The sequence below is a fragment of the Bifidobacterium sp. ESL1130 genome (genome assembly GCF_058507935.1).
On the sequence record NZ_CP196379.1, the window covers coordinates 1,295,256 to 1,311,635 of the forward strand.

Annotated in this window: 9 protein-coding genes, 1 tRNA gene and 1 pseudogene; 2 read left to right on the plus strand and 9 right to left on the minus strand. The window is 58.5% G+C overall.

Annotated features, from left to right (window positions below):
* The first annotated feature begins 94 nt into the window (after positions 1 to 94).
* Positions 95 to 175: transfer RNA gene (locus ACSYSO_RS05100), tRNA-Leu, on the plus strand.
* On the opposite strand, the gene ACSYSO_RS05105 is transcribed toward ACSYSO_RS05100, so the two are convergent.
* The 9 genes and pseudogenes from ACSYSO_RS05105 to ACSYSO_RS05145 all read right to left on the minus strand — a co-directional run.
* The gene (locus tag ACSYSO_RS05105; RefSeq protein ID WP_491702068.1) at positions 134 to 1,183 is read right to left on the minus strand and encodes a Ppx/GppA phosphatase family protein; all 1,050 of its coding nucleotides are present in this window, start codon (positions 1,181 to 1,183) and stop codon (positions 134 to 136) included. The genes ACSYSO_RS05100 and ACSYSO_RS05105 overlap by 42 nt on opposite strands.
* A 115-nt stretch (positions 1,184 to 1,298) precedes the next feature.
* A complete protein-coding gene (locus tag ACSYSO_RS05110) occupies positions 1,299 to 1,916 on the minus strand; it encodes a DUF501 domain-containing protein (RefSeq protein WP_491701635.1) in 618 nt (205 codons plus the stop codon).
* A gap of 11 nt (positions 1,917 to 1,927) precedes the next feature.
* A complete protein-coding gene (locus ACSYSO_RS05115; protein WP_491702069.1) occupies positions 1,928 to 2,452 on the minus strand; it encodes an FtsB family cell division protein in 525 nt (174 codons plus the stop codon).
* 486 nt (positions 2,453 to 2,938) lie between these two features.
* On the minus strand, positions 2,939 to 4,234 hold the full coding sequence (eno, locus tag ACSYSO_RS05120; protein WP_491701636.1) for a phosphopyruvate hydratase: 1,296 nt from the start codon (positions 4,232 to 4,234) through the stop codon (positions 2,939 to 2,941).
* 162 nt (positions 4,235 to 4,396) lie between these two features.
* Positions 4,397 to 7,933 (minus strand): transcription-repair coupling factor, encoded by a 3,537-nt coding sequence (gene mfd, locus ACSYSO_RS05125; protein WP_491701637.1) that lies wholly within the window; start codon positions 7,931 to 7,933, stop codon positions 4,397 to 4,399.
* On the minus strand, positions 7,923 to 8,522 hold the full coding sequence (gene pth, locus ACSYSO_RS05130) for an aminoacyl-tRNA hydrolase (protein WP_489798083.1): 600 nt from the start codon (positions 8,520 to 8,522) through the stop codon (positions 7,923 to 7,925). The genes mfd and pth overlap by 11 nt, the downstream gene beginning before the upstream one ends.
* Positions 8,523 to 8,699: 177 nt before the next feature.
* Positions 8,700 to 9,212: a GNAT family N-acetyltransferase gene (locus ACSYSO_RS05135; RefSeq protein ID WP_489798082.1), complete on the minus strand. Its 513-nt coding sequence runs from the start codon at positions 9,210 to 9,212 to the stop codon at positions 8,700 to 8,702.
* Between the two features lie 30 nt (positions 9,213 to 9,242).
* Positions 9,243 to 12,491 (minus strand): UPF0182 family membrane protein, encoded by a 3,249-nt coding sequence (locus ACSYSO_RS05140; protein ID WP_489798483.1) that lies wholly within the window; start codon positions 12,489 to 12,491, stop codon positions 9,243 to 9,245.
* Positions 12,492 to 12,838: 347 nt separating this feature from the next.
* Positions 12,839 to 14,116, minus strand: a pseudogene (locus tag ACSYSO_RS05145) (uracil-xanthine permease family protein); the annotation flags it as partial.
* 557 nt (positions 14,117 to 14,673) lie between these two features.
* On the opposite strand from ACSYSO_RS05145, the gene ACSYSO_RS05150 reads away from it, so the two are divergent.
* The gene (locus ACSYSO_RS05150) at positions 14,674 to 16,314 is read left to right on the plus strand and encodes a peptide ABC transporter substrate-binding protein (protein ID WP_491701638.1); all 1,641 of its coding nucleotides are present in this window, start codon (positions 14,674 to 14,676) and stop codon (positions 16,312 to 16,314) included.
* The last annotated feature ends 66 nt before the right edge of the window (positions 16,315 to 16,380 follow it).

Genomic DNA, 16,380 nt, shown 5'->3' on the forward strand with positions numbered 1-16,380 from the left:
AACCCTTCTCGCACGCTCTATATACAGTTCTCGCACACGCTGCTACCGCAGTGTAGAGCGCTTGTGGCACAATGGCTATGTCTGTTTCAGACGTGCCCCCGTGGCGGAATTGGTAGACGCACCTGACTTAAAATCAGTCGCCATTGGCATGTCGGTTCGAGTCCGACCGGGGGTACAACAACCGGGCTCCGTAGTCCATCACAATGCCGTCCAACAGACCGTGATCGCTGGAGACAAATGAGTCAATAGGCGTACCATGGTCGGCCTGTGCAGAGGCAGACACCCGTTCAAGCACACGATTCCACACCAATGCTCCGCCACCCACCACATCGATGCGGCCGGGATGAATGGCCCGATAGCTCGAACGTTCCGCCCGGGACATCCTCAAGAACTTCTCATCTACTGCCACAGCGTCGGCAATAGGCAACTGAACCCCATCGACCGCGCTATGATCGTACTCATCGAGCCCCAATGCCAGCGCAGTCATGGTGGTAACACTGCCCGACACGCCAATGATGGTGCGCGCCTGCCCGGCAGGGACATGCTCAAACGCCTCGTCGATATGACGGTCAATGTCAGCCATGGCCTCATCGATCTGAGCCTGCGTGGGAGGGTCGGCCAACAAGTGCCGCTCCGTCATGCGCACCGAGCCAATATCCATCGAAAAAGCGGCGCGCACAGACGTAGCCGGAGCATCCACACCGTTTCCACCAAGCACCAGCTCTGTGGAGCCACCACCCAAGTCGACCACCAAATACGGGGCTTCAAGACCGTTTCTCGGCACACTGCCAGTGGCACCCAAAAAGCTTAACGCCGCCTCTTGAGTCCCCGCAATCACCTCGGGAGTCACCCCCAGAATGTCACGGATGCCCTGCTCGAACACATCACGGTTCTGCGCATCCCTGGTAGCCGAAGTGGCCACGAAACGCAGCCCGTCCACCGGATGCTCCTGCAACACTGCAGCGAAGTCATGCGCGGCATCCCACGCACGTTCCAGCGCGGCCTCGGAGAAACGGTGATGTTCATCCACTCCTTCGCCCAAACGAATCACACGCAACATACGAGGTACGATGTCGTCCACATGTCCGTCCTGATATACGCGTGATACTTTGAGACGAATCGAATTCGTACCGCAGTCCACACCAGCTACCACTACCGAATCCCGCTGTGCCGTCTGTTTCATGATTGCTTCCTTCGTCAGATACCTAAAGATTCGATCGCAGCCTTACTGCCGCATGCCAATGCAGTGGTCTCTCATGCACATGTGCCACATTCGAGTCGACCAGTGAAGCTCGCCCTCACTCCAACATATCCGCTCGCACACTGCACCGGCAGACGTCCGGCGAGAACTCATCCTTCACCTGTTCCAATACACTGTCTCCGAACGGGTTGATGCCGGCACCCATCACCAGCGTCTGCGCCAGCAAGGCATGCAGGCACTTCACACGAACCGGCATACCGCCTGCACTGATGCCCTGCACATGTTCCTCACTGTCACCAAGTCGTGCCGCCAGCTCGGAACGGAACGCCAAGTACTGCTGATGGGCGGCGCGGTAACACGCCTGCAGATCTTCACTGCCTTCCAGCTCCTCCGTCATCTGTGCCATTGCCCCGCTTGCCTCCACATGAGAGACCGCTTTCACCGCCTCCGGACTGGTGAGGTAACACGTTGTCGGGAAAGGGGTGCCGTCCGGCAGCTCTGGACGCGTCACCACGGCCAACGGGCTGCCGCAGACTACACACCTGGCTCCAACTGCCACCATTCCCCTAGGATAGCGACCTAGCTGTTTGGTGACCATGGCGATGTCCTGTTCACTCGGGGCATCACTCATTACACGATCCACCAGCGCTTGTGCCGCGGTGCGTATGGCAGCCGGAATGTCTTGCTCGGCTTGCTGTTTGGACGATGTTGTCATGTCTGTCTGGCTCATTTCTCTGAACTCTTGTCATCAGTGCCGTTATTGTTTGCACCGTTGCCGGTGTCAGTCTTGGAATGCGCCTTGTCTTGGGCGCTGCCCGACACCACTCCGGTGTCATCGTCGCGCTTAGGCAATGGAGCATCGGCCTTCTTGAACGAATAGGACATCTCACTGTACCAGGGCAACGGTTTGGACACTGCGGTAGCCGAACCGCCCTTTTTGGGCTTGACTCCGGTCACCGCCTCCGGATGCTCCACATGCACCGCCTGCTCACCCGGAAACACGAAGCCGAGCCGTTCCCTGGCCTGAGCGGTAACATAGGCTTTGTCGTCCCAACGGGCGATGTCGTTCTCCAGACCGCGTTTTTGCGACTGCAACGAAGCTTCCTGTCGTTTCAGTCCGTTGAGTTCCGACAGGTTCTGCGCATAGCTATGGAACGTGGCAACCAGTTGAATCGTTCCCAACAATATAATGAATACGGCAGCGAACAAGGCTATAGGGCCGGATTCCCGTTGCTGCTTAGCGCGCGTCACAGCGCGGGCGGAACCTGCTTTGGAATGTGCCTTGTCCCGATTCGCGGACTTGTTGTTACGTGCTCGGTGGTCGTCTTTGTGTGTGTTCAGAGACGCTGCAGAACTGCGCTTTCTCTTTGCGGATACGCCACTCGGTGCAGCATGCTCACGCTGAGATCGTGCGCTGGCGGCCTGCCGCTCGCGGTCTAATTCAGCGCGCACGCTCTGTGCGGCGCGAGCCTTCGAGAAGCCTCTGGAGTCTGAAGATTGGCGAGCGTTTGGCATTGACTGCCTCCGTTCACTCACTTGTCTTTCACCCATGCGTCTACCGCTTGGCGAGCCACCTGAATTGGTACTACTCATAGTCACGAAAATACCCGCCGCATTCGACCTTATGCAGAATGCGGCGGGTGGAACAGTTCGGGTGCACACCTTACTGGAAGATGTGCACCCGAACTCAGTATTGTGCTCGCATCAGGCGCTGGCAACGCGCCATAGCGAAAACACTTACTTCATGTACTTCTTGCAGGCCTTGAAGGCGCTGTAGCCGGCGTACTGAGCGGTGGAGCCGAGCTCCTCCTCAATCTCGAGCAGGCGGTTGTACTTGGCGATGCGCTCGCCACGGGCCGGAGCACCGGTCTTGATCTGGCGGGTGTTCTTGGCAACCGCGAGATCGGAGATCGTCGTGTCAGGGGTCTCGCCGGAACGGTGGGACACCATGGAGGTGAAGCCGTTGGCGGTGGCCAGCTCGATGGCGTCGAGGGTCTCGGTGACGGTGCCGATCTGGTTGAGCTTGACGAGCAGGGAGTTTGCGGCCTTCAGGTCGATGCCCTTCTGCAGGCGCTTGGGGTTGGTCACGAGCAGGTCGTCGCCTACGAACTGGAGCTGGTCGCCCAGAGCGGCGGTAATCTTCTGCCAGGCTTCCCAGTCCTCTTCGGCGAAGGGATCCTCGATGGAGACGAGCGGATACTTCTCCACCAGGCCCTTGTAGTAGTCGAGCATGTAGTCGGCGTCGCGGTCCTCACCGTCGAAGTGGTACTTGCCGGTCTCCTTGTTGTAGAACTCGGAGGAGGCCACGTCCAGGCAGATGCCGATCTGACGGCCTGGCTCATAGCCAGCCTGCTCGATGGCGGTCATGATGTACTTGAGGGAGTCCTCGTTGGACTTCATCTTGGGGGCGAAGCCGCCTTCGTCGCCGAGGCCGGTGTTGTAGCCTTCCTTCTTCAGGATGCCGCGCAGAGTGTGGTACACCTCGACGCCGGCGCGGAGGGCCTCGCTGTAGGTGTCGAAGCCGTAGGGGGAAATCATGTATTCCTGAATGTCGGTGGCGAAGTCCGCGTGGGCGCCGCCGTTCATGATGTTCATGTTCGGCACCGGCAGGATGTGGCCGTTGGTGCCGCCGATGTAACGGTAGAGCGGCATGTCGGCCCAGTCGGCAGCGGCATACAGGGCGGCCAGGGACACGCCGAGGATGGCGTTGGCGCCGAGCTTGCCCTTGTTGGGGGTGCCGTCGAGCTCAATCATGGTCTCGTCGAGCGCACGCTGATCGGTGACGTCCATACCGATGATCTTCGGGGCGATGACCTCATTGACGGCCTTGACTGCGTCAAGCACACCCTTGCCCATGTAGCGGGACTTGTCGCCATCGCGGCGCTCCCAAGCCTCTGCCTCACCAGTCGAAGCACCTGAAGGCACCAGACCGACGCCCTGAGCGCCGTCATCGGTGTCGAGCACGACCTGCACGGTCGGGTTTCCACGGGAATCAAGGATTTCGCGCGCGTATACGCTTTCAATTGCTGCCACAGCTACTCCTTAGCGTTGGTTTCTCTAACAAATTCCAGAATAGTGGCCTTGTTGGACGAGCGAGAGTCAAAATCGCGCGTATTTGTGAACGCTCACACAACCGGTTGCCGCGACCAGGTGCCGAGGCACGCTCATACTGCTGTGGCGCTGCCGGTACCCTGATCAGCGCGCCGCACCCGTCCAAGCCAAATCCTTGAGCAGCTGCGCCGCCCACTCCAGCACTTCGTCGCTGCTCATCGGCCCGGAGCCCAGCGAGCCGTTGAATGGCGCCGGCAGCAGCAACGTGTGTGTGACCGGCCGGTACTGCATACCGTGGTAGATGCGGTTCAACCTCATGCGCAGCGACTCCGGCGGGTCGAATTTGGAGATGCGCACACGCGAGCCTTGTCCGATAATCTCGGTGATACCCAGCTTTCGCGCGGCCTCACGCAGACGTGTGACTTCAAACAGTGCGTCGAATTCCTTGGGCATGGCACCGTACCGATCCGTCAACTCGTCGCACAGATCGTCCAGATCCTCCTCGGTATGCGATGCGGCAAGTTTGCGGTAGGCCTCGAGGCGCAGCTTGTCGGAATCGATGTAGTCCACCGGAATGGACGCTTCGATGGGCAGGTCTATGGTGACGGCGACCGGTTCGGTTCGTTCCGGCTCCTTGACCTGTTCCACAGCGTCGGAGACCATGCGCACGTAGAGGTCGAAGCCCACGCCCTCGATGTGGCCGCTCTGCTCGCCACCCAGTAGGTTGCCGGTGCCGCGCAATTCCAGATCCTTCATGGCCACGTCGTAGCCTGAGCCCAGCGCCGTATTCTGCGCGATGGTGGCCAGGCGGTCATGCGACTGCTGGGTCATCGGCTTGGTGGGATCATAGAGGAAGTAGGCGTAAGCACGCTCCCGTCCACGCCCTACGCGACCTCGCAACTGATGCAGCTGGGAGAGACCGAAGCGGTCGGCCTGGTCGACGATGAGCGTGTTCGCATTCGAGATATCAAGCCCCGTCTCGATGATGGTCGTGCACACCAGCACGTCAATATCGCGATGCCAGAAGCTCTGAATGATCTCATCGAGTTGTTTCTCACGCATTTTGCCATGAGCCACGCCAATGCGCGCTTCCGGTACAAGTTCGTGAATCTTGGATGAAACCTTGTCGATGTCGTTGACCCGGTTGTGCACGTAGAACACCTGTCCCCCACGCAGTAATTCGCGTCGCACAGCCGCAGTGACCTGCTGGTCCTCCTGCGCTCCCACGTATGTGAGCACCGGCAGGCGATCCTCGGGAGGAGTTGCGAGAGTAGACATCTCACGAATGCCCGTCACCGCCATCTCCAACGTGCGCGGGATGGGGGTTGCGGACAGGGAGAGCACGTCGATGTTGGTGCGCAGCGCCTTGAGCGTCTCCTTGTGCTCCACACCGAAACGCTGCTCCTCATCGATGATGAGCAGCCCCAAGTCCTTGAACTTGATTTTAGGGTTGAGCAGCTTATGGGTGCCGATGACCACGTCCACCCTGCCGGATTCCAAACCTTCGAGCGTCTCGTTGATCTCCTTGGTGGTTTGGAAGCGGCTCATGGCGGCCACCTCAACTGGGAAACCATCGTAACGCTCGGTAAACGTCTCGTAATGCTGCTGCACCAGCAGCGTTGTGGGAGCCAGCACCGCCACCTGCTTGCCGTCCTGCACGGCCTTGAAGGCGGCACGCACCGCGATTTCGGTCTTTCCGAAGCCCACATCACCGCAGATGAGACGATCCATGGGCACTGCTCGTTCCATGTCCGCTTTCACCTCGGCGATGGTGGTGAGCTGATCGGTCGTCTCTTGGAACGGGAACGAATCCTCCAGTTCCTTCTGCCACGGGGTATCAGGTCCGAACGCGTAGCCGCGCGCCGCCTGACGAGACGAGTAAAGCTTGACCAGGTCATCTGCGATCTCGTGTACGTGCTTGCGAGCCTTGGCTTTGGTCTGTGCCCAGTCCGAGCCGCCGAGCTTGTTGAGCTTGGGCGCATCTGAACCAATATATTTCGACACCAGTTCAAGCTGGTCGGTGGGAATGAACAGCCGGTCGGCCGGTGCGCCGCGTTTGCTGGGAGCATACTCGATGACCAGATATTCGCGCGTGGCCTTGTTGGCTCCCACACCCGTGGTACGCTGCCGCATCTCGACGAAGCGACCGACACCATGCTGCTCGTGCACCACGAAATCACCGGTTTTCAACTCCATCAGATCAAGCGGTTTACGACGCCTGCCACGTGTCTTGGTGCGTGCGGCAACACTGGTTTTTCCAGTCAGATCACGTTCAGTGAGCACAGCCACTTTGGCCGCGACATCCACAAAACCGTCAATCATCTCGGCCTGCGCCGTGTGGAATTTCGTAACGCCGACGCCTTCCACCGCCCGCTGCAGCCGTGCCAGCGTAGTGGCCGAACCAGCGGTCAGCGTGACATCGATCCCGGCACTTACCAATCCTTCGATGCCGGAGGCGGCCTTGTGCTCATCACCCCGGTATTCCGCCGCGGCCTGAGCATCCAGACTGATATGGCCGGCGACGGAAGCGTCTACACCGAAACCGGTAACCTTCCATACATCATGGTTCGCATATTCAAGCTGGGCAACACTTTCACCGAAGTCCATGAAACTGGCCTGCTCGAAGCTAATCGGGGCGCCTGCACCGTGTCCGCTGGCCGCCACATGCCAACTGGCTGCGAGGAATTCGTTCGCCGTCTTGACCAGGTCGTCAGCAGCTCGGCGCAGTTTTTCCGGATCGGACAGCATGAGCACCGCGCCTTTGGGCAGCATGCCGGACACCGGTTCCATATCCGTCACCAGTGCGGGAATCAGCGACTCCATGCCTTCCACCGGAATGGCATCGGCAATGGAAGCGAGCATATCGTCGGCATTGGGAATCTCTCCGATAAGCGCCTTGGCTCGCGCACGCACGGCATCAGTGAGCTGCAGTTCACGGCAGGGCGTGGCCCATACCATATCGATGTCGTCACCATACGTGCGCTGATCTGAGGCGTGGAACTCGTGCATGGTGTCGATCTCGTCGCCAAAGAACTCGATACGAACAGGATGCGGGAGCGTGGGAGGGAACACGTCGAGAATGCCGCCGCGCACCGCGAACTCGCCGCGATTGACCACCAATTCCACCCGCGTATAGGCGTTCTCCACCAGTCGTACGGCTGCCGTATCCAGCTCTATCTCGTGCCCGCGCTCAAATACCAACGGCTCCACCTCACCCAGACCTGCCACCACAGGCTGGATGAGTGAACGCACCGGCATCACGAGAATGCGTATGGGACCGAACACCGGATTCCCTGTTTGGGGGTGACTCAGCCTACGGAACACTGCCATACGGCTTGCCACGGTATCGGAGCGCGGTGAAAGGCGTTCGTGCGGAAGCGTTTCCCATGCTTCAAGCTGGCACACTTCCTGCGGGTCGCCCTCATACCAGGCACGAATCGCTTTGACACTTTCCTCGGCCTCGCGCGAAGAGGAAACCACCATGACCACCGGTGCCCGTCTGGCCGCCGCAGCCGCCAATGCCGGACGGATACCAGTGGGGGCACCTACCGTAATCGCGGCATCGGCAGCACCCACGGGACCGTCCACCTTACCTTCGACCAGCTGACTGAAGGACTCATCACGCTGCAAGCGTTCCAGCAGCGGAACCAATGTGCCCGATGCATTCACCTCATCGGCCATTGAACCGCTCCTGTGCCGCATTCAGCCCGGTGACCATAACGGTCTCGACAGCATCCGCCCCATCGGCAAGAAACTCCGGCAACTCTTTGCGCTGAGACGCCGCGAACCCGCCAAGCACCCAGTCAATGGTATTCTCGTGCGCTCTGGCACCACGTTCGGCATGACCGACCCCCATGCGCACACGCGCATACTGGTTGGTCCCCAGAGACCTGTCGATGGAACGGATACCGTTGTGCCCACCGGCCGAGCCGCCCGACTTTACTTTGATGCGGCCGAAGTCCAAGTCCATATCGTCGTGCACGACGACCACGTGTGCCGGCTCAATACCGTAATAGGAACAGATGGACGATACAGCGGCACCCGAGTCGTTCATAAACGTGAGTGGTTTGGCCAGGAAGAACTTGACCATCTTACCGTCCAGACGCATCACGCCTTTTCCGAGATCCGCCAGGCCTTTATGCCCACTGAGCGAGACCGACCAACGCTGTGCCAACTCATCTGCCACCATGAAACCCATATTGTGACGGGTGCCTTCATATTTCTTACCAGGGTTTCCCAGCCCCGCCACCAGCCAAAAATCAGATGCCATCCGCGCTCTGCCCATCCTTTGTCATCCAAAGCCCACACGCCAAGTGACCGGCACGATATGCCGGTCTGCCAAGCACTGCACAGTCGAGCGTGCCGCGCTGTGAGAGCCAACCACCGCCTCATCCTACTGGAAATTGGCGACGCGACGATAACGTTTCAGCCAAGCGCACGTCACCGTTCAGGAGCGATGACCTTCAACGGGCCGATACCAGTAGGCCAGATCGGAGTAGGTCTCACTGTTGCGCGACGCTCGAGGAAGCAATCCAAAACGAGTGAATCCGTACCGCTGCACCAACGCGGCAGACCCTTTGTTCTCGTCGAACAGCAGCGCAACAACAAGCCGATGGCCGATGCTTTCCGCCTGCGCGAGCAGATGTTCAAGCAGCGCGGAACCATAGCCATGCCGGCACTCTTGGGAAGCAACATAATAACTGACTTCCACCACACCGTCGAAACCTTGACGCTGATGGAATCTCGACAACGAGCCGAAACCGACCACGGTGCCCGCTCCGTCGGTAGCCACCACCACGGGATATACCTCACGTGGTGTGTGTTCGTCTACCCAAGCCGCGCGCTGTTCGAGAGTACGCGGCACCAAGTCGGCGGTAACCCCACCGGCGATCACCGACTCATTGTAGATGTCGGTGATCGCCTGCAAGTCATCTTCCCCATAGGGCCGGATGATTCCCATCTTCTCCCCCTACTCCCGAATACGCTTCGACTACTGTTTGTTTTCCAGCTCAATGGCTTGGTTCAACGCATTGTTCAAATCCTGTTGAGCCTTACCATACGCCGCCCAATCGCCGGACTTCATGGCCGCATCAGAGTCCTTCATGGCCTGACCGGCGCGGTTGAGTGCGGCTTTGAGTTCAGGGCTTGCTGAGTTGGAGGGCTTACCGCCTTGCTTATCAGGTGACTGACCCGTGCCTTTGCCACCGTCAGCAGGGGTACCCGAACCGGATTGCGAGCTGCCCGTTCCCGCGCTATCAGCCGTTCCGGCTCCGTCATCGGCATTCTCCGCATCTCCTGCCGAGGCACCGGAGTTACCGCCAAAGACCTGATTGAGGGCGTCGTTAAGCGTGTCTGCAAAACCGACCTGATCGCCAAAGGCGACCAACACCTTTTTCAGCAAGGGGAAACTCGTGCTGCCGGCGGACTGCACATACACCGGTTGGACGTATACCAACCCTCCACCAAGCGGCAAGGTAAGCAGGTTGCCTCGTCTGAGCTTGGTAGATCCGGATTCGAGCAGATTGAGCTGCTTGGAGACTTCAGCGTTGGCATTGAAGTTGTTTTGCGCCTGTCCGGGGCCTGGAACATTGGAGTCCTTCGGCAATTCCTGTAGTCGAATCGTGCCGTAATTCGAGCCGATATGCCCTTTCTCATTGCCGGCATCCGAATCGACGGAAAGGAATCCGGTAAGAATCTCCCTGGTGGATGTGCCTGCAGGCACATATGTTGAGGTCAGTGAGAACAGCGGCTCGTTGGAACCTCCCGTTTTCAGGGTGAGATAGTACGGAGGTTGCAGCACGTTGGAACTTCGCCCTGACTGCGACTCGGTCGGGTCGGTCGGAGTCTGCCAGAAGTCCTCGCCGGAGAAGAACTGGCCGGCGCTGGTGACGTGGTACTTGGACAACAGCTGGCGCTGTACCTTGAACAAGCCTTCCGGATAGCGCAAATGACTCATCAAATCGCCGGAAATATCGGAAATCTGGTGGTATTGACCAGGGAATATCTGCTGCCAGGCCTTGATGACCGGATCGCTTTTATCCCACACGTAAAGGTCGACCGAGCCGTCGTAGGCATCAACCGTAGCCTTCACCGAGTTGCGAATGTAATTCGCTGGCTGGCTCATCAGTCCCTTGACGGTAGAGGAGGTAGTTGTGGTGGAGTCCTGCGTGGCTCTTCCCAAATCAGTGTTCTGCGAGTATGGATACGCATCTGATGTGGTATATCCATCGACGATCCACTTGACACGCCCATCCACTACCGCCGGGTATACACGCCCGTCGAGCGTCAGATAGGGAGCCACCTTGGCCACACGCTCACGCGGGCTGCGGTCATAGAGAATCTGCGAATCTGAAGTGACTCGGTCGGAGAAGAAAATCTTGTCGGAACCGAACCGCAACGCATAGAGCAGACGGGTGAAGGCATTGCCTATCTTCGGCCCGCCATTGCCATCAAAAGTATTGGAGGCGCCGGTGGAACCCTTGGGATAGTCAAACTCCCAAGACTTCGTGCCTTTGGGCGAACCGACGATGGAATAGTCGGGAGCGTTGGGCGAGAAGTAGATGCGCGGCTCGTAGCGTTCGGACTCGGTAAGCTTGCCTTGCGTGGGAATCCCCGATTCGAAGAACTCAGGGTAGCCGTCGCTGGTCACTTTGTTGCCGTATGCGGCCACCACACCGTAACCGTGTGTGAAGACCGTGTGGTCATTCACCCAGTTGCGGTTGTCGTTGCCGTTAAGATCCAGCTCGCGCGCGGCGATCATGGTGTCTTGGCTCTTGCCGTCGATGTCGTACTTGTCAACCGCCAACGTGTCGGCGAACGTGTAATACTGCTTGGACTGTTGCATCTGCTTGAAGGTGGGCGATACCACTTGCGGGTCAAGCAATCGAATCTGCGCGGTGGTCTCCGGATCCGATGCCAGAGCGCCGGATTTGCCTTCGGTAGTGGCATCGTACTGTTCGGTCTTCAAACCGTCCAGACCGTACGCCTGACGGGTCGCGCTGATGTTGCGTGAGATGTAGTCAGACTCCATCTCCTGCTCGTTCGGGCTGACCTTGAAGCGCTGCAGCAGCATGGGCCATACGGTACCAAGCACCACAGCGACCACCAGAACCGCAGCAACCGCAATGACCGGTGTTTTCCATGCACGCAGGGCCTCAGCGGCACTGACCGCGGTCGAGGATGACCCGTCGAACGCGTGAGTGCGCATCAGCCAAACACCAAGCACCACACCGAGCAAAGCCGTAAGCGCAGCCATAACGAAAGACACCGGGATAGTGGCATGGACAGTGGTGTAATCAGCTCCGGTGAATCGGGTGCTGTCTGCAGTCAAGTTGGAGAACACCGACGCTACCTGACTGACCGCCCAGAGCAGCATGTTCAATATGATCCATACACCGATCTGCCTTCTGGCGCGTTTGGTGACGGTCAGGATGCCGCGCCCGTTCACCGGCATCGTGATGCGGATGCCCCCCATGGCAAAATGCGTGACCGCGGAGAAGATAAGGCCAACGACCAGCATGACGGTGAGCGCCGAAAGCATAAGCTTGAGACCTGGCAATATGAACACATAGAATCCGTTGTCGATGCCGAATTGCGGATCCTTGACACCGAAGGACTGCGCATTGAACATGAGCAGCACCTCGGACCAGTTGGCATTGAATTGAGATCCGAAGAGCACCCCGACGATAAGCGATACGACCACAGCCACACGGCGCGCCGACTTGGAACTGAACGACGTGCCGACCTCGACCACATCACCGTTGATACGAATGGTGGAGCCGTCTGCACCGGCCGGCCTGGCACGTATGGCGAGAGTGGCGGAAATGTAACTCACCACAGCCAACACCAACGCATAAGCCACCCACAGACCGACCTTGGTCCATAGCTGCTTCCACACTACACTCTGGAAACCAAGTTGGTCATACCACATCAGGTCTGTGATGAAACGATCGAGACCGAACAACAGCGCCAACAGAACCACCAAGACAATGGCGACAACAAACAGCACCTTCCATGCCAGACCAGACCCGCGCCCAAAGCCGGACGAACCATTCGAAAGCCGGGGCACGAACGGCGGCAAGGACGACCCTGAAGACCTGCGCGAACGGGACTTCCCTGCCTCGTCACCATCCGTCTCCACGTTGAGGATGGTGGGATCGTCATCCTCCTCGCTTTCCCCGCGCCCCCACGAAGGGCGTGAGCTTCTGCCGGACGGCCCGTAAGGGAAATCGCCGTTCATTGCACTGCCGAAAAGGTCATATATAGACATGGGTCAATCGTAGCGGTAGGCATCGCCGGGAGCATGTACACGCCAACCGGCAATATGGCATACGAGATGGCAGAAGAGAATATGCCTATGAATCCACCCATATGCATACAGGTAAGGCCCGCCTGATATACAGACGGGCCTTACCTGTTCATTGCGTTGCCTTTGAGCGGCGCCATTCATCGCACCGCGAAGCGACGACTAGGATACGATCAATGGCTTGAACCGGCATTGTCGCCGAGCGACTCCGCCGCAGCATCATGCTGCGCACCTGCCGCAGCCGGTTGCCCGCCAACCGCAACGCCTGCCGCATCTTCTACAGGTTTATCTTCCTGCAATGCGCCAGTGAGACGACCGATGAACTTCAGACCGTGGTAGACCACGAGCACCACAACGGTGCCGATGGCAATGCCGTTGAACTTAACGCCGGAGATGGCGAAGCTGAAGTCGGCGATGCCGATGATCATCGTCACCGCAGCAGTCATGTTGTTGAGCGGGTTGGCGAAGTCGACATGGTTGTCGACCCAGATGCGAACGCCGGTCATGCCGATCATGCCGTACAGCAGCGTGGTGACACCACCGAGCACACCGGCGGGAATGGTGTTGATGATGGCACCGAACTTGGGGCAAAGGCTCAGCACGAGCGCAAAACCTGCCGCGCACCAGTAGGCAGCCGTGGAATACACACGAGTGGCCGCCATCACACCGATGTTCTCGCCGTAGGTAGTGGTGCCCGAACCGCCGCCGACACCGGCGATGGCAGTGCCCAGACCGTCGGAGAAGAGAGCCGTGCCGATCTTGTCGTCATAGTCACGGCCGGTCATCTGCGCCACGGACTTGACATGTCCCACGTTCTCGGCGATAAGCACCATGACCACAGGGATGAACATGGGCAGCACGGAGAAATCGGCCTGCGGGGCGTGGAAGTGCGGGAAGCCGATCCATGCGGCATCAGCCACCGCTTTGAAGTCCACCTGCCCGCACACACAGGCGTACAAGTAACCGACAAGCACGCCAAGCAGAATGTTGAGACGGCCGAGCAAACCCTTGAACAGCATCGCAATCAGCAGCACCGCCGCGAGCGTGACGATGGCGGTGTCGGGAGCCTTTTTGAAGTTGTCCCACACCGAGGGAGCCAGGTTGAAGCCGATGATGGCCACAATGGCACCGTTGACCACCGGCGGCATGATGATGTCAATCCACTTTGCGCCGGCAAAATGCACCAGCAGGCCGATAACCGCCAGCAGCAAACCCGTGCACATGATGCCGAAGCTCGCAGCGGCCAGTCCCTTGCCTGCGCTCGCCACGGCCATGATCGGGGCTATGAAACCAAAAGAGCTACCCAAATAACTGGGTAGCTCATTGTGATTGATCAACAGGAACAGCGCCGTCGACATTGCCGTGAAGAACAATGTCGTCGATGGGTCGAAGCCCGTCAATATCGGGACAAGGAACGTGGCTCCAAACATTGCGACCACATGCTGGGCGCCAATACCGGCGGTGCGTCCCCACGTCATTCTCTCATCGGGTTCAACCACTTCACCGGGTCGCAACGTCTTGCCATCACCGTGCAATTTCCACGTGAACATGCTGCTCATCTGTTTTCTCCTTGAAATTTGAGCATTTGGCGCGAACCTATGGGCTTCGCGTCTTGCGTTATTCTAATCACTCAGCGGACAACCGCGATACCACACCCACACATCCGGGGTACAACGCTCGTGCATACCTGCTGCACCCCGCGTATCCCAGGCACGAATCTCCGGTTCGATGATGAGGTTCAGCCCATCGGTCGTTTGTGGCATCCTGCGCTCTCAGGCGCAAACCTCCCTGATGCCGTCGGATCCGACATGTGCAGGACAACACCCGGCTAATGAAAACGACGGTACACCCTTTGTCTCCCCTCATCCAAGCCCAGGTTTGCGGGTTCAAAACAACGTTCCTCGCATAAAACGGGACCGACCGCCACCCTGTGAGCGTAATCGCAAAGACCTTGCGAACACCAGCTATGCTGAGACGGAGTACTGATTCAGGTTCTGTCTTTGCTACCGGACGACTGCGGCACCATCCGTGCCTGCTACGAACCGGCAGACACGCAAGCCCCGGCACACACCTCGTACTCATCAACATTGCGGTACACATAGAGAAGGAGCATACGATGACCATATCTTCTACGGTAAAACGATCTGGAACCGCCCTGATGGCGGCGACTCTCATGTGCGCAATACTCACCGGATGCGGAAATTCGAACAGTGCCCAGACAAACGACGACGCAGCCAATATCATCACGGTCAACGAGACCGAACCAGCGGCCGGACTAGTGCCAGGCAATACGAATGACACCGCCGGATGGAAAGTGGTGACACAGATTTTCGAGGGGCTCGTGACCTTCAGCGATAGCGGCAAACTCATTTATGCCGACGCCAAAGCCATCACTCCCAACGCCGACGCCTCCCAATACACTGTCACGCTACGACCGAATCTGCGCTTTTCCGACGGAGAACGCATTACCGCATCCACATTCGCCAAGTCTTGGTCATTCGCGGCCAATGCCGCCAACGGTCAGATGGGTGCTGCCATATTCTCCAACATCGCCGGCTACGATCAACTTCAAACCCCGAACGGCGACCCCGGCGCTCAACTCTCCGGCCTCACCGCAGTGAACGATACCACGTTACAGGTGCAGCTCTCCTCTCCTGATTCCTCGTTTCCTTACAAAGTAGGAGATGTGGCATTCCTGCCCATGCCTTCGTCGGCATATCGCGACATCAAAGCCTTTGGCGAGCATCCAGTGGGCGACGGCCCTTATGAGCTCACTGGCTGGGATCACGATCAGCAGATCACACTCAAGCCAAACCCCAAGTACAACGGCCCCAGAAAACCTAAAAACAAGGGGCTGACCTACAAAATCTACACCAATCTCGACAGCGCCTACGCCGACCTGGAATCGGGAAATCTGGACGTGCTCGACACCATTCCCAATTCTGCGCTCAAGACGTATATGCACGAGTCGGGATTGCAGTCAATCAACGCGCCAGGGACAGGATTCAAGTCCATCACCATTGCACAGAACCTGCAGCACTTCACCGGGCGCGAGGGACAGTTGCGGCGTGCCGCCATCTCCAAGGCCATCGACCGTACCGAAATCGTGACTAAGACGCTGCACGGCACCGCCACTGCGGCCACCGACTTCACAGCGCCTACGATTTCCGGCTACAGCAAGGATCTGCCCGGGGCTGACGTGTTGAAATATGATGAACACCAAGCCAAGGAGCTGTGGAGCCAAGCTGATGCCATATCTCCATGGACAGGAACGTTCCAGTTGGCCTACAGTGCCGACACCGCCAACAAACCATGGGTGGATGCCATAGTCAATTCGGTGCACAATACGCTCGGCATTGACGCCAAACCCTACATTTTCGCCACGCAGAAGTCGTTGACCGGAGCCATACACGATCGCACCATCGCAGCGGCATTCATTCAAGGCATGCAGTCAGACTACCCGCACCCCGAAGGCTACTTGGTGCAGGCCTACGACTCGTCAGGAGCTGATGGCAAAGGGTTGAACAACGGGGATTACAAGAGCCGCGCATTTGACGGGATTATTGCGCAGGCAGCACGCCAAACCGACTCAAACGCCGCCCTTGACTGCTACCGGCAAGCTCAGGAGCAACTGTTCGCAGACCTTCCGGTGATTCCGTTGTGGTACACAAACACCAACATGGCGGCACGAAACGGCATAAAAGGCGCACAACCCAACTACATGGGAGTACCGGACTACCCGAACCTGACCAAGTAGTAGACGGTGAGGCTCCGACGTTGAGTCGTAAGTATCGGAACCTCACTGCAGTCGACGCAACCGACG